The organism is Comamonas testosteroni ATCC 11996 (assembly GCF_000241525.1).
Taxonomy (GTDB): Bacteria; Pseudomonadota; Gammaproteobacteria; order Burkholderiales; family Burkholderiaceae_C; genus Comamonas; species Comamonas testosteroni.
The window spans coordinates 265,592-286,399 of the sequence record NZ_AHIL01000026.1 but is presented as its reverse complement, the minus strand read 5'-3'; the positions used below and the strand labels follow the sequence as shown (position 1 = coordinate 286,399).

Below are 20,808 nucleotides of genomic sequence, written 5' to 3'. Positions count from 1 at the left end.
AAACCGCCACCCTGCACAGCGGCCATTCAGGCGGCCCCGTCTATCTGTGCAAGGGCCACTGCGCCGGGCCCAGCTCACACAACAGCTCATATTGCCGCTGACACCCCATTGCGTTAGCCTGCGTGCTCCACCATTGCTCAGGAGCCTGCCATGTCCCGTCGTTTGGTTCTTTCCGCCAGCACCGCCCTTGCGGCTGCCGCACTGATTGTGGGTTGCGGCGCCATGGGGTCGTCGGGCGGCAACCCCATGAGCTTCTTCATCACCAGCACCAACCCCGGCAAGGGCGGCGACCTGGGCGGGCTGGCCGGGGCCGACCGCTACTGCCAGTCGCTGGCCGCAAGCGTTGGCGCAGGCAACAAGACCTGGCACGCCTACCTGAGCAATGCTGCCCTGAACGGACAACCGGCCGTCAATGCGCGCGATCGCATCGGCAACGGGCCGTGGCGCAACGCCAAGGGCGTGGTCATTGCCACCAGCGTGGCCGACCTGCACAGCGCCAATGCCAAGGTCGGCAAAGACACCTCGCTGACCGAAAAGGGCGAAGTCGTCTCGGGCTTCGGAGATGAAGTCAACCGCCACGACATCCTCACCGGCTCGCGCCCTGACGGCACCCTGGCCGTGCCCGAGCCCGGTAAAGACACCACCTGCGGCAACTGGACCAAGAGCGATGACGGCTCCGCCATCGTGGGCCACCACGACCACAAGGGCACCAACCCCGCCCCTGTGGCCAATGCCTCGTGGAACTCATCGCACGGCACACGCGGCTGCAGCGTTGAGCAACTCCAGCAAAGCGGCAGCGCCGGGTTGATGTACTGCTTTGCCACCAACTGACCGGGATGAAGGCGCGGGCCTCGGCCCGCACAGGTGCCTGCTACTCACGAAGTGAATTTGCCCATATAATTAGCCACCATATTATATTTTGGCTAACTAATGAAGCTTGAACAAAAGTACCAGGCGCTAATTGAAGAAGCGCAACGACGCAAGCTTCCCGATGTGGATGGCATTCAGCTGTGTTTTCAAGTGCTGTCGATGGCTGCAAACATCGACCGCGACTGTGCTGCTTTGCTGGCCCCTCATGGTTTGTCTGAGGGGCGCTTTGTGCTGTTGTTCCTTCTCGATGTGGCGCCTGACGGACTCGCACCCAACGCGCTGGCCGAACAGGCTGGGGTCACCCGAGCCACGGTGACCGGCCTGCTAGACGGACTGGAGCGCGAAGGCCTGATTGAGCGTCAGGCCAACGCCGAAGACCGCCGGGCACTTTGCATTCGGCTCACCTCAAAAGGAAAACAGATCGCCAGTACCGTTATCGACCAGCATGGCCGGTGGATTGCAGGCCTGTTTGGCAACCTGTCTGTACCTGAACGAAAGCAGCTAGCAGCGCTGCTGGAGAAAGTACGAGGCCCTAAATCGGACGTTGAATCATGAGAGATCAAGTCCGCAAAGGCGCGACGCGCACCGCTGACATTCCTCGGGACGTTCTGCATGCACTATCGCGCGGAGAGTTGGAATGTGCAACGCTGGCTGAATGCCTGGCAGTCGACCAGGCCGTACTGGCACGAACACTCCTTCCGGCACTTACGGCTCACACCCTGAACACGATCGATGAAGCCTGCCAGCTGGGCGTGCTCAAACGCATGGCCCGTATCGGCGCAGTCTTGCTGGAGGCCCTGGGTACTGAAGGCATTGCACAGTGCCAAACGCACCGCGCCGATATGGCACGCGGCTGGGCGTGTTTCATAGTCGGTGCTCAGCCTCACCTAGATCTCGGTGTACGGCTGGCCGCAATGCGCCCGCTGGCAGACGACGCCCATTTTGGTGTGCGTGAATGGGCTTGGATGGCGATGCGGCCGCACCTGGTGCAAGACCTAGCTGCGGCTATCGCACAGCTGATGCCATGGACACAAGATCCTTCTGAGCGTGTCCGACGATTCGCGTGCGAGGTTTTGCGTCCCCGCGGTGTGTGGAGCACGCATATCTCACAGCTCAAACGCTCGCCTGAACAAGCGCTGCCGTTGCTCTCAGCTCTGAAGAGCGACCCTTCGGTCTACGTGCAGGACTCGGTCGCCAACTGGCTCAATGATGCCGCCAAGGACCAGTCAACCTGGGTACGTGACATCTGTGCCCAATGGCTTCAAAGCTCCCAAGCCGCCGCCACACAACGTATATGTCAACGCGCACTGCGCAATCTCAAGTGAAAGTGGAACCATGTCTCATTACCTCGTAGAGCTCTACACCCCCAATTCGGCTTGGCTCGCACTGCCCGCCGAACAAAGGCAACACTTTCTCGGCGGCATCGGACTCGCCTTAAATCAACTCTCCAGCCTCGGTGTCGAAGTCCTCTCTCTGGCAGAAACGGACTCCAACATCGACCAAGGATCCGCGCATAAATTCCTTGGCATTTGGCGCTTTCCTGACCAGGCCGCTCGTGACGCCCTGCTGGCGGGCATCAAAGCCAGCGGCTGGTACGACTACTTTGACCATGTGAATGCAGTCAGCACTCAAGGGGCGGCGGATATACACTTGGCTGCTCTAGCTGCCGCGTAGCGCAGTAATTCCGATAATGCCGTTATGCATCTGCAATGCATGCGGCTAGTCATTTTCTAGTGCCCGCTAATGCCCGCTTAATGGCCACCAGCCACAGTCGCCACTGTGGGCTGGCCAGCCTTCGGCGCAGCATATGCAACACAACATTGGACCCCGGCTTCGCACAGAACCGGGCGCAATATCGCGTGGAAAGCATGCGACATCAACGTGGGTTCACAACACCTGAGTTGCATCAACCGCTACACTGTACGTATGCACAGTCATCGTCTCATGAGTTGTATGCCCGTCCAACTGATCGCTTCCCCGGTTACTTTGCCGCTGGCTGATCGCAGCGCGCGCACAGGCTCGCCCGCCAATGACTTTGCAGGCAAGCGGCTGGATATTACAGACCTGCTGGTCACGCACCCCAAGGCCACGTTCCTGCTGCGCGTGACCGGCCCGTCCATGCAGGAACACGGCATCGATGACGGCGATATCGTCGTGGTGGACAGGGAGTTGCGCGCTCGTGATGGGAGCATCGTCGTGGCGGTTGTCGAGCGCGAACTCGTCATCAGAGTGCTGGACGGCGATGGCGACACCTGCAAGCTCAAGGCAGGCGCCCCCACCTACCCCGACGTTGTGCCGCCGGAAGGACAGACGCTGGAGATATGGGGCGTCGTCACCAGCTGCATCAAGCGCTTTGCAAAATGAATACATGCGCACCGGCACAATGCACGCCGCTGTTGAAGCATGCCGCGCATAACGTAGATAGTCCGCTTTGATAGTCGAAAGCGCTTTGCCATGCAAAAAGCCCCTGACAGGGGCTTTTGTTCAGGCCTCTGGCTTGGAGGGCCAGAACATCTCTCGCACCTCGGGTGCGTAGTACGGCAATGCAAGCACTGCGCCAAACAGCGCAAAGCCCAAGCCCGATGTCGCGTTCCCCAGGCCGGACAGCACAATCGGCGGGCTGAAACATGCGACGACTGCGGTCGCAACAGAAGACCACAGGGTAAACCGAGGTGCCCATGCTCTGAACCACAGCAGCCCGTAAAAGGAAATGAGGCCGAGCACCACGAGCACCGAAAGCGCCAGCAAGAAGATCCAGTCCGTGGGGCCGACCTCTGACTGCATCAGAAGGCTCTGGGAAAGGTCGGTTAGCTCATGGGGCACGAGATCAAAGCCATATTCCACCAGCATTCCGAATAATGGGATGCCCAGCGAAGCAATCACCAATGCGCGATACGTCGATTTGCCCATACCCTCTCCAAGTTGCTATTGGCGAATCGTACTACCGCCCTAGCCGTTGATGGCGATCTGCACTGCGGATGCGAGAGCACCACGCACAATGCCTGCGTGGCTAGATGGGCCGATGCCCGTCCGCCAACCGGCGCAGCAGTTGCAGTTGCTCGCTCTGGATGGTGATGAGCTCGCTCCACTGCGTTTTTTGCAGCTCGTCGATTTTTTCGTGCAGCAGCATGATCTCCAGCTCGGCCTTGAGGTTGACTTCGTAGTCGTGCTCGCCGCGGATGCGGTCCTTGTCTGCCTGGCGGTTCTGCGACATGAGAATGATGGGCGCCTGGATGGCTGCCAGCATGGACAGAAACAGGTTCAGCAGAATGTAGGGATACGGGTCGAACGTGGAGCCGCGTGCCCATAGCAGCAGGGAGTTGAGGCCGACCCAGGCCACCATCGTTGCGCAGAACAGGAGCACAAAGGCCCAGGAGCCGCCAAAGGTGGCGACAGCATCAGCTGCGCGCTGGCCGAAGGTGGGCGGCGTTTGATCCAGCTCCTCATCCACATTGCGCGAGATGTGTTTGCGCCGGGCAATGTGCTGGGCGACCTTGAGCGCTCTTTCGTCCAAGGTATCTGCGGAGGCTCCAAACAGCCTCTTCGCAACGGTATCCGTGTTGAGCATGGGACTTCCTTGTCATCCGAAGGATGAAGACATCGTCAGCATGCTACCCAACCCTGGCGCCTACCTTGCGCCCTGTCGCGCCGCAGCCACCGATATGCGGCAAGAAGCACAAGCAGCGAAGGCTTGAATATTGACGCCAGGTGTTGCAATCGCTGCCCCGGAGTGTGAGTATTGATTATGGCAATCGTTAAGTTAGAGTTGATTGGCAATCGCACATGCGCTGGCGCGCAAGGAGGCTGAAAATGTTCAAGCACATTCTGATTCCTACGGACGGCTCGAAACTCTCGGAAGCCGCGCTGCGCGCGGGCATGCAGCTGGCCAAGGAGCAAGACTCCCAGGTGACGGTGCTGTATGTGATGCCGGACTATGCCGCCTTGATGTATACCGGCGAGGCGATGATGACTTACAACACCAACGACCTGAACAAGGACGCCGAGAAAACGGCCGACAGGGTGTTGCAAGAGGTGCAGAACATTGCCAGGGCCGAGGGGGTGGATTGCAAGACTGCGCGAGCCATGAATGCATCGGTGCACAAGGCCATCATCCGACAGGCCGAGGACAGCCACTGCGACCTGATCTGCATGGCATCGCACGGCCGCAAGGGCATTGCCGGCATTTTGCTGGGCAGCGAAACCCAGCGCGTGCTGGTGAACAGCCACATTCCGGTGCTGGTGCACAGGCCTGTGGTCAAAGAGTAAGCGCGGTCACCACCAGCGGATAGCGGCGATCAAGCCGCCCAAACCTGCGGCGGTGATGCCCAATGCTGCCAGCAATCTGATCGCATTCCGATTCTTCTCAGGTCTGCGCACCAGCGAGATGGTGGCCCTGCGCTGGCACAGCATCGACTGGAACAAGAAGCAGGTGCTGATCCACGAAGCGGTCGTCAAGGGCCTGCGCAAGCAGACCAAGACCAACAAGGCCCGCCTGGTCAGCCTGAACAGCCGGGCCCTGGATGCGCTGGAAAGGCAGAAGGAACAGACCCCGAGGGCGCAACTCGGCAGCCTGGCCGGCGACGTCATGAGCCAGGCCGCGCCCAAAGATTCACAAACGATCTTCGCCGACCCGACGCATGGCGAGCCCTGGGCAGACGACAAGCGGTTTCGCAACCCTTTTTGGGTGCCGATGCTCAAGGCGCTGGGCATTCGGTACCGCCCGCCCAACCACATGCGCCACACCTATGCGACGATGCTGCTTATGGCAGGTGCCACGCCGGCCTATGCAGCCAAGCAGATGGGGCATTCGGTGGAGATGTTTTTGAACGTCTATTCCAAGTGGCTGGACGACGGTCAGGGGGATATAGAGCAGGCGAAGCTGGAGTCCTTTATCGGACAAAACTCCCCACGAACTCCCCCGAAAAAACAAAGATCGTGACAAGTCTTTGTTCTAGAAGGGTAAATCTGGAGCGGGCGATGGGAATCGAACCCACGTTATTTGCTTGGGAAGCAAGAGTCCTACCATTGAACGACGCCCGCGTCTGCGACGAAGCCGCGACTGCAGCTGTCTTTGACAGGCTCACAGTTCCAGGCTGCGAGCTGGGGCTATCGTACATCAAGGCTATGTAGCCTCGGTTCAAAATCGGAGCATTTTGGCAATTTTTTGCCTCGGAGTTTCCCCGAAGGCAGGGTTTTGAGGACAAGCCTTTCTTCCTCTTTGTTAGGGACACTCCGGTCACGACTGCTTAGCCTCAAATCACATGGGTAAAATTGTGCGGGATCAAAGAGCCTGCATTCAACTGCTGCTCCAAGCGTCGAGCAAAGTCCTGGTCCTGGAGCACGCAAGTCTCATGATGACCAAGCAGGTTCCTCTCGTTTTTGCGCTTGACCAAGATCTTCAATAATTTCTGTAAATACTGGCCAAGTACTGAACGCCCCTGCCGAATCATGCCGCTTTGCTTCTGCGATTTTTTCTTGCCCGCTGACCGCCGTGCCCTGTCTGAAGCACAGGCGGCTGGACGATGGAAGCCAGTCTGCGGAGTTACGGCATGACAGAGCAGCAGCTATACGACCTGGCTCCTGCACTGGAGCTGATGGCTTTCGGTCTGGTGCTGGCCCTGGGGCCCTTGTGCTGGGTCTGGTGGCGCAGTCGGGGCACCGGCCCCAGCAAACGTCTGCAGGCGCTATGCGTGCTGACATTGTTCCTGACCTTCGATCTGGTTCTATTCGGCGCCTTCACACGTCTGACAGACTCGGGCCTGGGCTGCCCTGACTGGCCTGGCTGCTATGGCACGGCCAGCCCTATCGCAGCGCATGCCCAGATCTCCGAGGCGCAAGCTTCCATGCCGACCGGCCCGGTCACCCATGGCAAGGCCTGGGTGGAAATGATTCACCGCTATCTGGCGACCACGGTCGGCGTGCTCATTATTGCCATGACAGTCATGAGCTGGAAGCAGGCACGTGCAGCCAGGCAAACGGGTCAACACACCTCTTTCAGAGGCGCTGCCAACCCCTGGTGGCCGACTCTGGCTCTGGTATGGGTCTGCATACAAGGCGCTTTTGGGGCGCTGACAGTCACCATGAAACTGTTTCCAGCCATCGTCACGCTGCACCTGCTGGGCGGTACCGGCTTGCTGGCATTGCTCGCCATTCCCGCATCGGGCCTGAGCCAGCAGCAAGCTGGCCGCTCTCCAGCCCTGATCGCCAGACGCTTGCGCATCGTGCTGTGGCTTTGCCTGGCGCTGCTCATCGTCCAGGTCAGCCTGGGCGGCTGGGTCAGCACCAATTACGCCGTGCTGGCCTGCACGACCTTCCCCGGCTGTCAGGGTAGCTGGTGGCCAGCCATGAATTTTGCCGAAGCGCTGCAGATCTGGCGCCCTCTGGGCATGCTCAAGGACGGCAGCCACATCAGCTTCGAAGCGCTGACCGCCATTCACTACACCCACCGTATGGCGGCCTATGTGGTGGTTCTGGCACTGGCGGGTCTGTGGTGGGCATTGCGCCATGCTCCTGCATTGGCCAAGCAGCGCCGGCTGCTGGGATTTTTTGCGGTGCTGCAAGTTTTGACGGGTCTGTCCAACGTGGTGTTGGACTGGCCCCTGGTTGCGGCCGTGCTTCACACCGGTGGAGCCGCGGCCCTGGTAACGATTGTGGTCTGGAGTCTGGCCGTGACGCGCGCAAATGCCGTCGCCGCCCCCGGGCCCGAAATGGCGCGCCGCCCCACCTGAGGCATAGCGTAAAAGAGTGATTGCATGAGTCAAAGTGAAGCCTTGTTGAATAACACCTCGCGAATCAGCCAGTTCTATGCACTGACCAAGCCGCGCGTGGTGCAGCTCATCGTGTTCTGCGCCCTTATCGGCATGGTGCTGGCCGTTCCTGGTTGGCCCACAGCCAATCAGTGGATACATATGGGCGTTGCCTGCGTCGGCATCTGGCTGGTAGCGGCCGCCGCTGCGGCCTTCAACTGCCTGGTGGAGCGTCATATCGATGCCAAGATGAAGCGCACATCCTGGCGCCCCACGGCGCGCGGTGAACTCTCCAGTCAGCAGGCACTGGCCTTCTCGGCCATTCTCTGCATGATTGGCGCCACGATTTTGCTGGTCTGGACCAATGCGCTGACGATGTGGCTGACGCTGGCTACCTTTGTCGGCTATGCGGTGATCTACACCGTGGTTCTCAAGCCCGCCACGCCACAGAACATCGTGATCGGCGGAGCCTCTGGCGCCATGCCGCCCGTGCTGGGCTGGGCCGCCATGACAGGCAATGTCGGCCCCGAGGCGCTGATTCTGTTCCTCATCATCTTCCTCTGGACTCCGCCCCACTTCTGGGCCCTGGCCCTGTACCGCGTGGAGGACTACCGCCAATCCGGCCTGCCCATGCTACCCGTGACCCATGGCAGCGAATACACGCGCCTGCAGATTCTGCTCTACACCGTTGTGCTGTTTGCGGCCGGTCTGCTGCCCTTCATGTACGGCATGAGCAGCTGGCTGTATCTGTTCGCGGCTGTCGTTCTTGGCGCTGGCTTCATCGCCTATGCCGTAGCCCTGTACCGCAATTACTCGGACGAGCTGTCGCGCCGCACCTTCCGTTTTTCACTGCTTCACCTGAGCCTGCTGTTTCTCGCCCTGCTCGTGGATCACTACCTGTTCATGGCCTGATCTTTCAAGCCCTGCCATTGCAAAAGCCCGGCTCGCCGGGCTTTTCTACGTCTGTCGGAAAGTGATCTTCCCGTGCTTTCCGAATCTACGCTTGAGTGCGGATTCAATGGATCTTGTGCAGCCCTGCCAAACCCTGGGCTCCGTGACCAGAGCGCAACGTACCGTCGATGGCTCAACGGCTGCCTAGCTGGACACACAGTCTGGCCACCCCGATCACAAAAAAGGCCAGCCCAGACTACAGGGCTGGCCTTGAGCCTGCATCCAGCAGACCTGATCAAGCGTCCATTTACAGACCCTTGAGCAGCTTGCCGTTTACTTCCTTGCCATACATGGAGTATTTGCCATGGTGCTTTTCAGCCGTGGCCTGCAGATTGCCGTTGAAGCGCGGGTCCTGGCCACGCTCCTGGCTGTTGATGAAGGTTGCCACATCCCAGGCTTCTTGATCGCTCAGCGTTGCATTGCCGTAGGGCATGTTGTTCTTGATGAAGTTGGCCGCCTTGTCGATGTCATGCATGCCGGCGCCCCAGTTATAGGAGTCCTTGCCCCACAGCGGCGGGAACACGGCCACGTCGCCGACAAACTGTCCTTTGCCGTCTGCAGCGTGACATAGCGCGCACTTGGCTTCATAAACCTTGGCACCGGCTTCATAGGTGGGAGTCTCTTCAGGCTTGCCCGCCTTCTTGAAACCTGCACCGGGCAGCTTCTCGCCCGTGGGGGCCTTCTGTGCCATCCAGTAGGCATAGGACTCCAACGCCACCAGAATGTCATGACCGTCGTCCGGTGCCTTGCCGTTCATGGAGTACATGAAGCAGCCGCGCACGCGCTCGGCAAAAGTGTCCACATGGTCGGTCTTCTTGCGATAGGCCGGGTACATGGGGTAGGCCCCCCACATGGGTGCTGCGCCCTTCAAGCGACCAGCGTCGAGGTGGCAATTGGTGCAGCTCAGCGGATTGCCCGAAAAGCCCACGGCATTGACCGGCGTGCGTGTGAAGATCGCTTCGCCACGACGCACCCACTCGCCCATGGGGCCTTCCGGGTAGTCGCTGACGCCGGGAGGTGTGAATTCGCCGGGCTTGGCAGCCACTGTCACGGCCTTGGCTTCCGCAGCAGGCGCAGCCACCTTGGCTGGTTCCTCGGCCTTCTTGGGACTGCTGATGCTCATGCCATACCAGAGCGCGCCGCCCAGACCTGCGAACAGGCAGGCCACCACGGTGTATTCAGCGAGATTGGAGCTTTTGGAAGCAGTTTGTTGTTTGTCCGACATTGTCAACTCCCGAACTCTTAAGGCTTGGCGGTTGCTGCTGCAGCAGCGGGGTTGTGCAGGCGCTGGTAGTACGCTGCAACGGCCTTGACGTCATCGGCCGTGAGCTTCTTGGCCACAGCCCCCATCAGACCCAGTGGGCCGGCCTCGCGCTGCCCCTTGTTCCAGGCATCGATCTGACTTTGCATATAGTCGGCTGTCAGATGGCCGATGGCCGGAAAGTCCTTGCCCACGCCTACTCCGCCTGGGCCATGGCACTGCGCACAGGCAGGAATGCCGTCGGCCCAGCGGCCGCGCTCGACCAGCCAGGCACCGCCATCGTCGCTCTTGCCGGGCAATGCACCGCGCACTCTCTTGATGGGCAGTTGCAGGCTGGCGTAATAGGCGGCCACATCGGCGCGCTCCTGCTCGCTCAAGGCCTTGGCCATGGGAGCCATGACAGCGGACTGACGAGCACCAGCCGCCAGCTGGTTCAGCTGACGCTCAAGGTAACCGGCGTGCTGGCCCGCCAGTGCGGGGAAGCCAGGCTGGCCCTCGCCCTTGGCACCATGGCAGGTGACGCAGGCAGCCGCACCGCCGGCCGAGCCGGACTGAGCGATCTTTGCACCGGCAGCGGCATTGCCGTTCAATGCAGCCTTGGCGGCAGCAGGTTCTTGCGCCCAGGCGCTGGTCGCCATCAGCATGGAAATGCCGACAGCCACCCACGACCGGGGCAGAGTCTTTGTGTTCAAGCGATTCATCTTGGGAATGGAGGTTTAGGCGGCTCAGATCTGCCGCACATCAGGCGTGTGCTGAACGCCGACGTCTGGCCTGGAATGTCACGAGCCAAAGCAGCCCAATGACAGCAAGCACATTGCCCAAAGATACTTATAGAAGATTAAGAGCCAATTAATGCTGCAAACAATTGGCCCCCAAGCTGACTAATCAGGCGGCGCAGCACAGGGCTTCACCGGCAGGCATAAACGCACCACCAGCCCTGTCGTCGCTTCTGGCGCCAGGCCGTTGTGCACCTGTTCGCATGCATAGCCCTTATGCTGCTGCCACTTGGCCAAGGGCAGCAGCTCCAGCTCACCGTCGCTGCAGTGTGCAATGCGCTGCACAATCGCCAATCCCAGGCCGCTGCCATGAGCCTGATGCTGCTTGCGCCAGAAGCGCTGGGTCGCCACAGCACAGTCCTCGCTGCTCAGCCCTGGCCCATGGTCGACCACCGTGAACTCCACATAACCGGCAGGATTGACAGGCATCGTCTGAGGCTTGTCGCAGCCGAACTGCGCCAGCTGCGCAACATGGCGCAAGCCGAGCAGTACCGCAGAGTCGCCCGGCTCGCCACCTGCCTGCTGCCCATAGCGCAAGGCGTTTTCCATCAGATTGCGCAATGCAGACACCAGCAGAGGCTGAGGTACGGCCACACGCAAGTCCTGCAGCCTGATGTCGTTCAGGGCTTGCTGAGGCAACCAGCGCAGGCGCAGCGAGCCCGAAGGAATGGCAGTGGCAGCCAATCCCCAGGCCTTTTCCAGAGCCTCCCAGGCACAGGCGGGTTCGCTACCGCAGGCCATGGCACGAGAGCCTCCTGCATCTTCGCTCACCGGCTGACAATCCAGCCTGGCCAAGAGCAGCAATTGCTCAAGCGTGTGCTGCAAATGCTCCACGCCCTCCCCCGCCTGCTCCAGCGCCTGCCGGGTCATCTGCCACTGCGCAGTCTCCGAAATCGGCCTGGGCGCAGCATCCGCTTTTCCGGCGCCGAGCTGATCTCTCAAAGCCACCATCTGAGACCCCGCATTGGCCACCGCCATCTGCGCCACCTGCACATGCGTTTTGACGGCAGTCAGCGGAGTGCGCAGCTCATGGGCGGCATCGTCGCTCCAGCGACGCTCGCGCTCAATGGCTCTATGCACGCGCTGCAGCAGGTGATTGATGGTCTGCACCAATGGTGCCAGCTCCTTGACCTGCCTGCCTTGCGCCACGGGCGAATCATCCCCGGGCGGACGCTCGCTCAACTCCTGGCGCAGCGACTCAAGGGGGCGCAGGCCGCGCGTCACTCCCCACCACATCAACACCATGCTGGCCAGCAGCGCCAGCACAAAGGGCAGGATGATGGTGTAGGCGAAACCATGGATCAGTCCCTCGCGCACATCGATACGGTCGGCCGTGGCAATGCGCACACCATGCTCCTCAAGCACATAGGTACGCCAGGGCTTGCCGCCTTTGGTGATGCTCGAGAAGCCCAGCGGCAGCGGCCCCTGGAAGCTGGGCGCACCCGCAGTGCGAGCCAGTACCTGAGAATCGGTAGGCTCGGTCGCCCGCTCGGGAACCGTATCTGCGGAATCCCCGGCGCGGCCGGTCTTTGCAGTTTTGGTGCGCGGTGCATCCAGCGGAGATGCCGGAATCAGTGCCGGTCGAGCCGCCTTGCCGCTCGCCTGGTCCGACACAGCACTTGCATCCGGATCCATAGCATCATGCGTAGGCGCGGTATGCACTTCGCTGCGAATCATGCTGACCTCGCAAGCCACACCATCACGCGCCACCACATTGAGCATGGGCCCCCAGTCCTCGGGACTGGTGTTGTGCGGCTTGAACTGGTGGACAATGCCCGCCACCATGCGGGCCGATGCAATCAGTCGGTCGTCGAGCACGGAACGCAGCTCATGCCTCATGTCGGCAAACATCCAGGCGGCCACACCGCCCCACAACGTGCACAGCGCCAGACACAGCCAGACCAGCAAACGGACCCGCAGACTGCGCATCAGCAACGGCCTCCCTGCACGCGCCCTAATCTGAAACCCACACCACGCACGGTCTCCACCATATCCGAGCCCAGCTTGCGACGCAGATGGTGCACATGTACATTGACCGCGTTGCTCTCCACATCAAGGCTGTAGCCATAGAGGCTGTCGCGCAGTTGCTCCAGGCTCAGCACTCGCCCCGGCGACTGCAGCAGCGCGCGCAGCAACGCCCATTCACGACGCGACAGGTCCACGATGCTGCCCTCCCGTATGGCCTGGCCGGCGGCCAGATCCACTTTGACATCGCCCAGCACAATCCAGTCCACAGTACGTCCCGCCGCCCGTCGCAGCAGCGCATGCAGTCGCGCCGCCAGCTCGTGCAGATCGAAGGGCTTGACCAGATAGTCGTCAGCCCCGGTCTGCAAGCCTTCAATGCGCTGGTCCACTGCATCACGTGCGGTCAGCACCAGCACCGGCAGCTCCAGCCCCTGACGGCGCCACCGCGCCAGCAGATGCAGACCGTCCTCATCGGGCAGACCCAGATCCAGCACACATACATCGAAGTGGGAGGACTTGAGCGCCGCATCAGCCTGGCTCGCACAACCCACCACGTCCACGCCAAAGCCCTGTAGCTGCAGGCCCGCCTTCACCCCGCTGGCGACCAAAGCGTTATCTTCCACTAACAGCACATGCATTTTTTCACTGCGCAACCGCCACCCGCACCATCACATCCGGAGATGTGAGTACCCGTTACGCGCCTTGTTTATCCGAATCGGCCGAGCATCGCAGATTTATCTTTTCGCAGCGTTAACCCCTGCTTAATCCCTTGCACCCAAGATGCAGGGCTGCCTCATCCAAGACATTCAGCCGCCACCATTCATGTCTCTTCGCTCTGCCGCAGCCCTCGTTGTGCTTTCAGTCCTGCTGACGGGGATGACTGCCGGGGCACAGCCGCTGACCCTACCCAGCCTGAATGCCGACGAGCCCGCTGCGCAACCCGAAGTCCTGAGTGCGGAACAGGCGTTCGAGCTGGTACACCCCGAGCAAAGCGCCATCAAAACAGAGGCTGATGGCCGCCGCCTGCTGGAGCTGCATTGGAACATTGCCCCTGGTCACTATCTCTACCGCGACCAGTTGCGCCTGCTCGATGCTCAGGGGCAGCCGATACCGCTGCAGATTCCTGAAGGTCGGACCCTGAGCGATGCCTTTTTTGGCCGTGTGCAGGTCTTTCATCAGGAGTTGCGCATTGAGGCTGCGCTGCCTGAACGGTCGGCGCAATGGCCACTGGAGTTGCAATGGCAGGGCTGTGCCGAGATAGGCATCTGCTACCCGGTACAGCAGCAAAGCATCAGCGCCGCTCAAGCAGGCACGGACAGGAATGCGGATGCCCCGACTCCAGCCCTGAGCGAAGACAACACGCAAACAACTCAGCCCGGTTTGTTGCAGGCACTGGCCTTGCCCCCCAGCGTGCGGATAGGCCCTCTCGCTCTGCCCACCATGGCTCTTGCCGCTTTTCTGGCGTTGCTTGCCAGCCAGTGGTGGGCGCGGCTCAAGCAGCGGCAAAGCGATCAGCCTGTAGAGGCTCTGCTGCTTCACTCCACGCTTGCTGGAATGGTGGCAGCGCGCGCGGCCTACGTCGTGCAATGGTGGCCCGAGTACTGGGCACCAGTGAGCGTATCCCCCGCCAACGCGCTGCAGATTCTGGATATTCGCGACGGCGGCTGGAACCTCTGGGCCGGACTGCTGGTGGCGGCTTTCTGGGCAGCCTGGAGCTGCCGCAGCCATGTGACCTTGAAACGTGGCGTACTGCAGTCCCTGGGTGTGGGCGCCTTCATTCTGATGGCAGCCTACGCACTGCGAAATTGGGTTGAGCCTCCTACATCCTCACTCCCCTCTTTGACGCTGGTCAACGCTGCCGCTCAGCCCACGGATCTGCGCAGCTACGGCGGTCAACCGCTGGTCATCAATCTCTGGGCCAGTTGGTGCCCGCCCTGCAAGCGCGAGATGCCGGTATTGGCCCAAGCGCAAAAAGACCATCCAGGCGTGCGCTTCATCTGGATCAACCAGGGTGAAGACGCCGCTGCAGTCCTGCGCTATCTGCAGTCCATGCCTCTACCCCCGGCCCAGGTGCTCCTGGACCCCGAGCAGCTTGCCGGTCAGCACTGGCAGCAACGCTCCTTGCCATCCACCTATTTCTATGACGCAAACGGACGCCTGCGCTCCACCCGTACGGGGGAGCTCTCCCGCGCCAGCCTGAGCGAGCAGTTGCGCATCATTGCGCCTCCAACGCAGGCCCCATGACTCAAGATGGACAAAGGTTTATCGTGCCACGTTTACAACCCCTGTCACGCCAATTGGCGGCTCTGACGCTCCCCATCTTCGCTGCAGCCGCAGCCACCGTGGTGGCCGTGGCCTATACCCGCGACGTGATTGCCGCCAGCAGCGCTGCCGCAAGCAGTGCGGCAAACAGCGAACTGCCCTCAGCACAGTTTCTCGCCGAGCAAGGCCTGCAGATCGTGGGTCCCATGCAGAGCTCCGGCGGCCTCAAGGCCTGGGCCGCCTACCGCGACCAGCAGCCCATCCCTATCTACCGCATGCCTGACGGCAAGCACTGGGTGATTGGCACCGTCATTGATGCCCAGGGCAAGGATGTCAACGCCAAAGCCTTGCACAATGCCGTGCAAAAGCCCATGGGTCAGGGGTTCTGGACCGATCTGGAGCGTACACACTGGATTGGCGACGGCAGGCCCGATGCCGCCCGCATCGCCTATGTGTTCACCGACCCCAACTGCCCCTATTGCAACCAGCTCTGGCGCGATGCCAGGCCACTGGTGCAAGCTGGCCAGTTGCAGTTACGCCATATTCTGGTGGGCATGCTGCGCCCCAGCAGCGAAGGCAAGGCCGCCGCCATTCTGGCCTCCAAGGCACCCGAGCAAGCTCTTGCCAGCCACGCCATGGCCTATGCCGACGCTCATGGCAAGAATCCCGATGCCCTGGGTATTGCACCGCTGCAGCGCATCCCCCTGTCGGCCCGCGATGCACTGGCCAACAACGCCGCGCTGATGAGCAGTGCAGGCCTAGGGGCCACACCCGCGACGATCTGGAAGAATGCCCAGGGACTGGTGCAGATCCGCACCGGCATGCCGCCCGGGCTGCTGGACGAGTTGATGGACAAAGCTCCCGCCAAGTCGCCAGCACGTTAGGATTCAAACCGTCGTATAGCCCTTACACAGAATCTGCAAGCAGCTATCATTGCAATAGCAAATCTGCCCAAATACCATGAGCCGACCTGACTGGAACACCCTGCTGCCCACTCTGCACCCCGACACCCGCATCGTGCTGCATGCCCCCAGCACGCAAGCGCTGCTCCGCGCACGCGGCAACTTCAAGAACCTGAAAACTGCCAACCCCGAGCTGGAGGTCTGGATTGTCGTCAACGCCCAGGCCGTGCAAGCCGTACTGGAGCAGCCGGACGACATGGGACCGGCTCTGGCACATGTGCTGCTGTGCCCCAACACGCTCAGGAACGCCGGCATCAGCGCACCGGACAATATTCAGGTACTGCCCATGGGCGCCGTCGAAGCCATCGCCCGCATGCAGCAGGATGGCTGGACCTATATACGCAGCTGAGCAGGCTGCATCCTCGGCACTCCATAGCCCCGCGCGCCCCGGGCTAAAGACCCCAGTCCTTGAGCGCAGGCAACGCCAGCTGGGTTGCTACATAGCCCTCATCGATGGATTCGCGCCCGCGGTAGAAGTCCATCAGCCCGACATGCGAGAGGCGCGGAGCAATCAGCACCTCGGCCGGGTCACCCGCCATGCGGCTGCGGGTGATGCGCATCTGCATGATGTTGACACTGGCCATGACCACATTGACCAGCGAGGGTACAGGCACAGAAGCATCGTCCTCGGCATCCCCCTCCCCCTTGCGGCCCCTGCGCATGACGGACGAGGACAATGTCTTCACGCTGGTCATGCTGCGCTTCCAGGCCCCCGTCCAGCCGAGCGGCGAGCCATTCGCCGCCAGAGCTTCGGGAATCTGACCCAGAGGTACCGGGGGCTCCTCCTCTTCCAGATGCAGTTGCGAGACCCTGAGCTCGCGGGCATGCAGATTGAGCTCGCTCTCGCTCATGTCCACGGGCTTCATATGCCTGCGCATGATGTCGGCATTCAAATCGACGGCGATGACGATGTCAGCGCCCATGGCGCGCGCCAGCGACACCGGCACCGGGTTGACCAGACCGCCATCGACCAGTAGCCGCCCTTCCCGCATCACCGGAGTGAACAGGCCGGGCAAGGCGATGGACGCGCGCACGGCCTCGGCAATCGAGCCCTTGCGCAGCCAGACCTCGGCACCAGTCTGCAGATCGGTGGCAACGCAGCCGAACGGCGTTCCCAGTTGCTCCACGGTTTCCTGGACGAAATTCTCGCGCCAGAATTCGATGATCTTCTCGCCCTTGAGCAATCCGCCGCCCAGATTGAAATCCATGAAGCCGAAGACCTTGCGCTTGCCCAGGCCCAGTACCCAACTCTCGAAGGCATCCATTTCGCCAGCCGCATAGGTTGCACCGACCAATGAGCCAATGGAGGTGCCGCAGATGATGTCGGGGCTGACACCTGCCTCGCGCAGCGCGCGCAGCACGCCAAAATGCGCCCAGCCTCTTGCGGAGCCACTGCCCAGGGCCAGGCCCACAACGGGTTTGCGTCGCAATTTGTTCATGTCGCCCTCCTTGCTGCTTCTAAAGTCGACTCAACCGGGCTGCTCGCCCCTTAGCAGTGCCAGCATGCCAGCCTCGTCCAGCACGGGCACGCCCAGCTCCTCGGCCTTGGCCAGCTTGCTGCCCGCCTCCGCCCCTGCGACTACATAGCTGGTCTTTTTGCTGACCGAACCCGAGACCTTGGCACCCGCCGCCTCCAGCATATCCTTGGCGGCGTCGCGGCCCAGCGTGGGCAAGGTGCCGGTCAGCACCACGGTCATGCCGGCCAGAATCTGAGGCGCCTTCTCGGCCGGCTCGCCTTCGTCCCAGTGCACACCGCAGGCGCGCAGTTGCTCCACCACCTCGCGGTTATGGGGTTGGGCAAAAAAGGTGTGAATGCTGTCGGCCACCACCGGCCCGACATCCTTGACCTGCAGCAACTCCTCCACGCTGGCGTCCATGATGGCGTCGAGCTTGCCGAAATGCTTGGCCAGATCCCTGGCCGTGGACTCACCTACATTGCGAATGCCCAGACCAAACAGAAAGCGCTGCAGCGTGGTGCTCTTGGATTTCTCCAGGGCCGCCAGCACGTTCTGAGCCGATTTCTCGGCCATGCGATCCAGCGCTGCCAGCGAGCTCAAGCCCAGCCTGTAAAGGTCAGGCAGCACTCGCACCACCTGGGCATCCACGAGCTGATCGACCAACTTGTCGCCCAGACCTTCGATGTCCATGGCACGGCGGTGAGCAAAGTGCAGGATTGCTTCCTTGCGCTGCGCGCCACAGAACAGGCCGCCCGTGCAGCGGTGATTGGCCTCGCCTTTTTCACGCACCACCTCGCTGCCGCAGATGGGACAGCTCTTGGGCATGCGGAAGTTGGGCACATAAGCAGGCCGCTCGCCCGGCACCCGCCCCACCACCTCGGGAATCACATCGCCCGCACGGCGCACGATGACCTGATCGCCCACGCGCACGCCCTTCTTGCGGATGTCGAACAGATTGGACAGCGTGGCATTGGTCACCACCACACCGCCCACCTGCACAGGAGCCAGGCGCGCCACGGGCGTCAGCTTGCCCGTGCGTCCCACCTGCACATCGATGGCTTCCATCAACGTAGGCATCTCCTGCGCTGGATATTTGTGCGCCACGGCCCAGCGCGGCTCGCGCGACTTGAAGCCCAGTTGACGCTGCAGGGCCAGGCTGTTGACCTTGTAGACCACGCCGTCGATTTCATAGGGCAGATTGGCGCGCTCGGCACCGATGCGTTCGTGAAACGCAACCAGTTCAGAAGCACCCCGCGCAATACTGACTTGCGGTGCAACCGGAAAGCCCCAGGATTTCAGTGTCTGCAGCATGGCGTAATGCGTGCCGAAGTCCGGCCCGCCCTGCTGCGGCGGCGTGATCTCACCCAGACCATAGGCGAAGAACGACAGCGGGCGCTGAGCCGCGATACTCGAGTCGAGCTGACGGACCGATCCGGCAGCCGCATTGCGCGGATTGGCAAAGGTCTTAGCACCTGCGGCCTGCTGACGCGCATTGAGCCTGTCCAGATCGGCCTTGGCCATATGCACTTCGCCGCGCACCTCCACCACGGGCGGCACATCGCGGCCTGCGGACAGGGACAGTGGAATCTGGCGAATGGTACGGATATTGTGCGTGACGTCTTCCCCCACCTCACCATCTCCGCGTGTGGTGGCTTGCACCAGGCGGCCGTTTTCATAACGCAGATTCATGGCCAGGCCATCGAACTTGGGCTCGGCCACATATTCGATGGCAGCAGCGGATTCATCCAGCCCCAGTTCCTTGCGCACACGCTGGTCGAAGGCAATCGCACCCGTGGCCTCGTTATCGGTCTCTGTCTGGATGCTCAGCATGGGTACGGCATGGCGAACCGGAGTCAAACCGTCCAGAACAGCACCAACCACACGCTGCGTGGGAGAGTCCGGCGTAACGAGTGCGGGGTAAGCCCCTTCCAGTGCTTCCAGTTGCTGATAGACGCGGTCATATTCCCCGTCGGGCACCGTGGGCGCATCAAGCACGTAGTACTCATGTGCCCATTGATGGAGTTGGCCACGCAATGCCGCAGCCTTGCTCATCACGCTTTCAGGCACCCCTGCATTGATGGCTGCCGACGGCTTCTGGCCCTGGGGTTCAGCGGAAAAAAGGTCTAAATTCTCGGTCATGCTCTGCCCGCTGGAAATTCACGGTCTGGGATAAAAAAGGCCAACATCGTTGGCCCTGTTTGTTTTAGCTGAAAAGCCTTCTGGCGAGAAGTGATCCTGCCGACAGCTCTGCACTGTCGAGCTTGTCGTAGAGCAGCTCCAGGTCATGCTGAATCGGGTCCAGCGCCGAGACCGGCAGCAGATAGCCATTCTGGTCGCAGAGCACTCCGTCCATGGTCTGGCACAGCTGCTCCGCCACCTGGCGCAGGCGCGCAAACGGCTGCTGCCCTCTCGGCACCTGGGCCACATCCAGGCTGAGCAGGAATTCGCGCACGACGGACTGATCCAGATCGTCGCCCATGGCGGCCTGAGGGTCGTAGTTCAGCACCAGCACCGGCGGCAGGCCCTGGATGGGAGAGGCAAGCACCATGCGGCCCGGCATGGGCGTGATGACAAAGCCCAGGCGCTGCGCATTCTGCTGCACATAACCGGCACTCCAGGATGCCTGACGCGCACGCAGCATAAAGCTCAGCTGCGCATCGTGCTCGCTGGCGAACTGATCGAGCTCGCGTGCCCGCGAGACCTCATTGAGCATATTGGGCACGTCGACCATGGCGCCCAGCGCATCGGCGAAGCGCTGCACCTTGGTGACGAACTCCGAAAACTCGATCTCGTTGAGTGCACCGGTACGGTTGGCCAGTTGAACACCGGCCTGAAAGCCCAGATAGCGCTGGCCGGTCTGCAACGGCTCCCACTGCTTGCTGTCCTGGTTCATGCCTTCAATGGCAAAGGGCTTGTTGCCGGCACGGCGGGTGCTGGGCTGGGCCTGCAAGGCCACTTCACCAGGAACAATCTGGGCCACGGTAATCGGAGCGATCGCATCGATCAGCGCATCCAGATGGCCGCGCCGCTCCACTGACGAGGCGGGAGGAATCGAAGCAGCCAGAGGAGCGTCCGTCAGCACGGGCTCCACTGCTTGCGCGGCCTGCTCGGTCACGGCAGCAATGGCTGGCTCCGTGCGCTGAGCAGTCACCTCTTGCACAGCATGCGCAGCCTCAGTCTCCTCGGCTTTGTGCTGGGCGGCAGCCAGGGCTTCCTGGCGCTGCGCTTCCTCATGGGCTTCGCGTGCTACCAGGCGGGCCAGCTCGGCATCGGCTTCGGCAAAGCGACCTGCGGATTCGGGCATCTGCAGGGGCTCGGTACCGGGAATGGCCTTGCCGAAGTCCCCGAGCACGGGCTCATGCTGGTATTTGGTCAGGTCCGCACCATGACCGACGGTGTTCATTCCGGGCTCGAGACGCTGAGGATCTGCGCTTTCCTCCTCAGGCTCGGCCCGCTTGGGCGCATTGCGGCGCGCAGTCCAGGAGTTGTAGGCAACGATCAGCGCCAACAGCACCACTCCCATGACGGCCAGACTGATTTGCAAGTTACTCATGTGAG

General features: G+C 61.6%; 21 protein-coding genes and 1 tRNA gene. 12 read left to right on the top strand and 10 right to left on the bottom strand.

Features of this window, described 5'->3' with window-relative positions:
- Positions 1–150: 150 nt before the first annotated feature.
- From CTATCC11996_RS10965 to CTATCC11996_RS10945, 5 genes are all read left to right on the top strand, one after another.
- On the top strand, positions 151–831 hold the full coding sequence (locus CTATCC11996_RS10965) for a hypothetical protein (RefSeq protein ID WP_003076040.1): 681 nt from the start codon (positions 151–153) through the stop codon (positions 829–831).
- A 99-nt stretch (positions 832–930) separates the two neighbouring features.
- Positions 931–1,425, top strand: a complete 495-nt coding sequence (locus CTATCC11996_RS10960; protein ID WP_003076038.1) for a MarR family winged helix-turn-helix transcriptional regulator — start codon at positions 931–933, stop codon at positions 1,423–1,425.
- A complete protein-coding gene (locus tag CTATCC11996_RS10955; RefSeq protein WP_003076036.1) occupies positions 1,422–2,195 on the top strand; it encodes a hypothetical protein in 774 nt (257 codons plus the stop codon). The genes CTATCC11996_RS10960 and CTATCC11996_RS10955 overlap by 4 nt, the downstream gene beginning before the upstream one ends.
- 10 nt (positions 2,196–2,205) lie before the next feature.
- Positions 2,206–2,544, top strand: coding sequence for a DUF6616 family protein (locus tag CTATCC11996_RS10950; protein WP_003076034.1), 339 nt, complete (start codon positions 2,206–2,208; stop codon positions 2,542–2,544).
- Positions 2,545–2,823: 279 nt separating this feature from the next.
- A complete protein-coding gene (locus tag CTATCC11996_RS10945) occupies positions 2,824–3,234 on the top strand; it encodes a LexA family protein (protein ID WP_003076032.1) in 411 nt (136 codons plus the stop codon).
- Positions 3,235–3,354: 120 nt separating this feature from the next.
- On the opposite strand, the gene CTATCC11996_RS10940 is transcribed toward CTATCC11996_RS10945, so the two are convergent.
- Complete coding sequence (locus CTATCC11996_RS10940; RefSeq protein WP_003076030.1) at positions 3,355–3,780, bottom strand: hypothetical protein; 426 nt, start codon at positions 3,778–3,780, stop codon at positions 3,355–3,357.
- A 100-nt stretch (positions 3,781–3,880) separates the two neighbouring features.
- A complete protein-coding gene (locus CTATCC11996_RS10935) occupies positions 3,881–4,438 on the bottom strand; it encodes a DUF1003 domain-containing protein (RefSeq protein ID WP_003076028.1) in 558 nt (185 codons plus the stop codon).
- Between the two features lie 242 nt (positions 4,439–4,680).
- Between CTATCC11996_RS10935 and CTATCC11996_RS10930 the strand changes: the two genes are divergently transcribed.
- Both CTATCC11996_RS10930 and CTATCC11996_RS10925 read left to right on the top strand, forming a co-directional pair.
- On the top strand, positions 4,681–5,136 hold the full coding sequence (locus CTATCC11996_RS10930) for a universal stress protein (protein ID WP_003076025.1): 456 nt from the start codon (positions 4,681–4,683) through the stop codon (positions 5,134–5,136).
- 55 nt (positions 5,137–5,191) lie between these two features.
- The gene (locus tag CTATCC11996_RS10925) at positions 5,192–5,809 is read left to right on the top strand and encodes a site-specific integrase (RefSeq protein WP_003076024.1); all 618 of its coding nucleotides are present in this window, start codon (positions 5,192–5,194) and stop codon (positions 5,807–5,809) included.
- Positions 5,810–5,836: 27 nt separating this feature from the next.
- On the opposite strand, the gene CTATCC11996_RS10920 is transcribed toward CTATCC11996_RS10925, so the two are convergent.
- Positions 5,837–5,910: transfer RNA gene (locus tag CTATCC11996_RS10920), tRNA-Gly, on the bottom strand.
- 509 nt (positions 5,911–6,419) lie between these two features.
- On the opposite strand from CTATCC11996_RS10920, the gene CTATCC11996_RS10915 reads away from it, so the two are divergent.
- Both CTATCC11996_RS10915 and cyoE read left to right on the top strand, forming a co-directional pair.
- Complete coding sequence (locus CTATCC11996_RS10915; protein ID WP_034348809.1) at positions 6,420–7,598, top strand: COX15/CtaA family protein; 1,179 nt, start codon at positions 6,420–6,422, stop codon at positions 7,596–7,598.
- 24 nt (positions 7,599–7,622) lie between these two features.
- Complete coding sequence (gene cyoE, locus CTATCC11996_RS10910) at positions 7,623–8,528, top strand: heme o synthase (RefSeq protein ID WP_003062379.1); 906 nt, start codon at positions 7,623–7,625, stop codon at positions 8,526–8,528.
- Between the two features lie 286 nt (positions 8,529–8,814).
- Here the strand turns inward: cyoE and CTATCC11996_RS10905 are convergent, their stop codons facing one another.
- From CTATCC11996_RS10905 to CTATCC11996_RS10890, 4 genes are all read right to left on the bottom strand, one after another.
- Positions 8,815–9,792, bottom strand: a complete 978-nt coding sequence (locus tag CTATCC11996_RS10905) for a c-type cytochrome (RefSeq protein ID WP_003076018.1) — start codon at positions 9,790–9,792, stop codon at positions 8,815–8,817.
- A 17-nt stretch (positions 9,793–9,809) separates the two neighbouring features.
- The gene (locus CTATCC11996_RS10900; protein ID WP_034348726.1) at positions 9,810–10,529 is read right to left on the bottom strand and encodes a c-type cytochrome; all 720 of its coding nucleotides are present in this window, start codon (positions 10,527–10,529) and stop codon (positions 9,810–9,812) included.
- A gap of 180 nt (positions 10,530–10,709) precedes the next feature.
- The gene (locus tag CTATCC11996_RS10895) at positions 10,710–12,533 is read right to left on the bottom strand and encodes an ATP-binding protein (protein WP_003076014.1); all 1,824 of its coding nucleotides are present in this window, start codon (positions 12,531–12,533) and stop codon (positions 10,710–10,712) included.
- Positions 12,533–13,207: a response regulator gene (locus tag CTATCC11996_RS10890; RefSeq protein ID WP_003076011.1), complete on the bottom strand. Its 675-nt coding sequence runs from the start codon at positions 13,205–13,207 to the stop codon at positions 12,533–12,535. Before CTATCC11996_RS10890 ends, CTATCC11996_RS10895 begins: the two co-directional genes overlap by 1 nt.
- A 184-nt stretch (positions 13,208–13,391) precedes the next feature.
- Between CTATCC11996_RS10890 and CTATCC11996_RS10885 the strand changes: the two genes are divergently transcribed.
- The 3 genes from CTATCC11996_RS10885 (at position 13,392) to CTATCC11996_RS10875 (ending at position 16,142) form a co-directional block, all read left to right on the top strand.
- Positions 13,392–14,813 carry a prolipoprotein diacylglyceryl transferase family protein gene (locus tag CTATCC11996_RS10885; RefSeq protein ID WP_236597828.1) on the top strand — a complete coding sequence of 474 codons (1,422 nt, stop codon included), beginning with the start codon at positions 13,392–13,394 and terminating at the stop codon, positions 14,811–14,813.
- Positions 14,814–14,836: 23 nt separating this feature from the next.
- Positions 14,837–15,715 (top strand): thiol:disulfide interchange protein DsbG, encoded by an 879-nt coding sequence (dsbG, locus tag CTATCC11996_RS10880; protein WP_050878851.1) that lies wholly within the window; start codon positions 14,837–14,839, stop codon positions 15,713–15,715.
- 76 nt (positions 15,716–15,791) lie between these two features.
- Positions 15,792–16,142, top strand: coding sequence for a DsrE family protein (locus tag CTATCC11996_RS10875; RefSeq protein ID WP_003076004.1), 351 nt, complete (start codon positions 15,792–15,794; stop codon positions 16,140–16,142).
- A gap of 43 nt (positions 16,143–16,185) precedes the next feature.
- Here the strand turns inward: CTATCC11996_RS10875 and CTATCC11996_RS10870 are convergent, their stop codons facing one another.
- The 3 genes from CTATCC11996_RS10870 to CTATCC11996_RS10860 form a co-directional block, all read right to left on the bottom strand.
- Positions 16,186–17,232, bottom strand: coding sequence for a patatin-like phospholipase family protein (locus CTATCC11996_RS10870; RefSeq protein ID WP_003076003.1), 1,047 nt, complete (start codon positions 17,230–17,232; stop codon positions 16,186–16,188).
- Between the two features lie 30 nt (positions 17,233–17,262).
- Positions 17,263–19,389: an NAD-dependent DNA ligase LigA gene (ligA, locus tag CTATCC11996_RS10865; protein WP_003076001.1), complete on the bottom strand. Its 2,127-nt coding sequence runs from the start codon at positions 19,387–19,389 to the stop codon at positions 17,263–17,265.
- Between the two features lie 64 nt (positions 19,390–19,453).
- Complete coding sequence (locus CTATCC11996_RS10860) at positions 19,454–20,803, bottom strand: hypothetical protein (RefSeq protein WP_003075999.1); 1,350 nt, start codon at positions 20,801–20,803, stop codon at positions 19,454–19,456.
- Between the last annotated feature and the right edge of the window lie 5 nt (positions 20,804–20,808).

Bases quoted from the DNA above. Each gene is read 5' to 3' on its own strand.
- CTATCC11996_RS10965 (WP_003076040.1), top strand. From the start codon at position 151: ATGTCCCGTCGTTTGGTTCTTTCCGCCAGCACCGCCCTTGCGGCTGCC.
- CTATCC11996_RS10960 (WP_003076038.1), top strand. From the start codon at position 931: ATGAAGCTTGAACAAAAGTACCAGGCGCTAATTGAAGAAGCGCAACGA.
- CTATCC11996_RS10955 (WP_003076036.1), top strand. From the start codon at position 1,422: ATGAGAGATCAAGTCCGCAAAGGCGCGACGCGCACCGCTGACATTCCT.
- CTATCC11996_RS10950 (WP_003076034.1), top strand. From the start codon at position 2,206: ATGTCTCATTACCTCGTAGAGCTCTACACCCCCAATTCGGCTTGGCTC.
- CTATCC11996_RS10945 (WP_003076032.1), top strand. From the start codon at position 2,824: ATGCCCGTCCAACTGATCGCTTCCCCGGTTACTTTGCCGCTGGCTGAT.
- CTATCC11996_RS10940 (WP_003076030.1), bottom strand. From the start codon at position 3,780: ATGGGCAAATCGACGTATCGCGCATTGGTGATTGCTTCGCTGGGCATC.
- CTATCC11996_RS10935 (WP_003076028.1), bottom strand. From the start codon at position 4,438: ATGCTCAACACGGATACCGTTGCGAAGAGGCTGTTTGGAGCCTCCGCA.
- CTATCC11996_RS10930 (WP_003076025.1), top strand. From the start codon at position 4,681: ATGTTCAAGCACATTCTGATTCCTACGGACGGCTCGAAACTCTCGGAA.
- CTATCC11996_RS10925 (WP_003076024.1), top strand. From the start codon at position 5,192: ATGCCCAATGCTGCCAGCAATCTGATCGCATTCCGATTCTTCTCAGGT.
- CTATCC11996_RS10915 (WP_034348809.1), top strand. From the start codon at position 6,420: ATGACAGAGCAGCAGCTATACGACCTGGCTCCTGCACTGGAGCTGATG.
- cyoE (WP_003062379.1), top strand. From the start codon at position 7,623: ATGAGTCAAAGTGAAGCCTTGTTGAATAACACCTCGCGAATCAGCCAG.
- CTATCC11996_RS10905 (WP_003076018.1), bottom strand. From the start codon at position 9,792: ATGTCGGACAAACAACAAACTGCTTCCAAAAGCTCCAATCTCGCTGAA.
- CTATCC11996_RS10900 (WP_034348726.1), bottom strand. From the start codon at position 10,529: ATGAATCGCTTGAACACAAAGACTCTGCCCCGGTCGTGGGTGGCTGTC.
- CTATCC11996_RS10895 (WP_003076014.1), bottom strand. From the start codon at position 12,533: ATGCGCAGTCTGCGGGTCCGTTTGCTGGTCTGGCTGTGTCTGGCGCTG.
- CTATCC11996_RS10890 (WP_003076011.1), bottom strand. From the start codon at position 13,207: ATGCATGTGCTGTTAGTGGAAGATAACGCTTTGGTCGCCAGCGGGGTG.
- CTATCC11996_RS10885 (WP_236597828.1), top strand. From the start codon at position 13,392: ATGTCTCTTCGCTCTGCCGCAGCCCTCGTTGTGCTTTCAGTCCTGCTG.
- CTATCC11996_RS10875 (WP_003076004.1), top strand. From the start codon at position 15,792: ATGAGCCGACCTGACTGGAACACCCTGCTGCCCACTCTGCACCCCGAC.
- CTATCC11996_RS10870 (WP_003076003.1), bottom strand. From the start codon at position 17,232: ATGAACAAATTGCGACGCAAACCCGTTGTGGGCCTGGCCCTGGGCAGT.
- ligA (WP_003076001.1), bottom strand. From the start codon at position 19,389: ATGACCGAGAATTTAGACCTTTTTTCCGCTGAACCCCAGGGCCAGAAG.
- CTATCC11996_RS10860 (WP_003075999.1), bottom strand. From the start codon at position 20,803: ATGAGTAACTTGCAAATCAGTCTGGCCGTCATGGGAGTGGTGCTGTTG.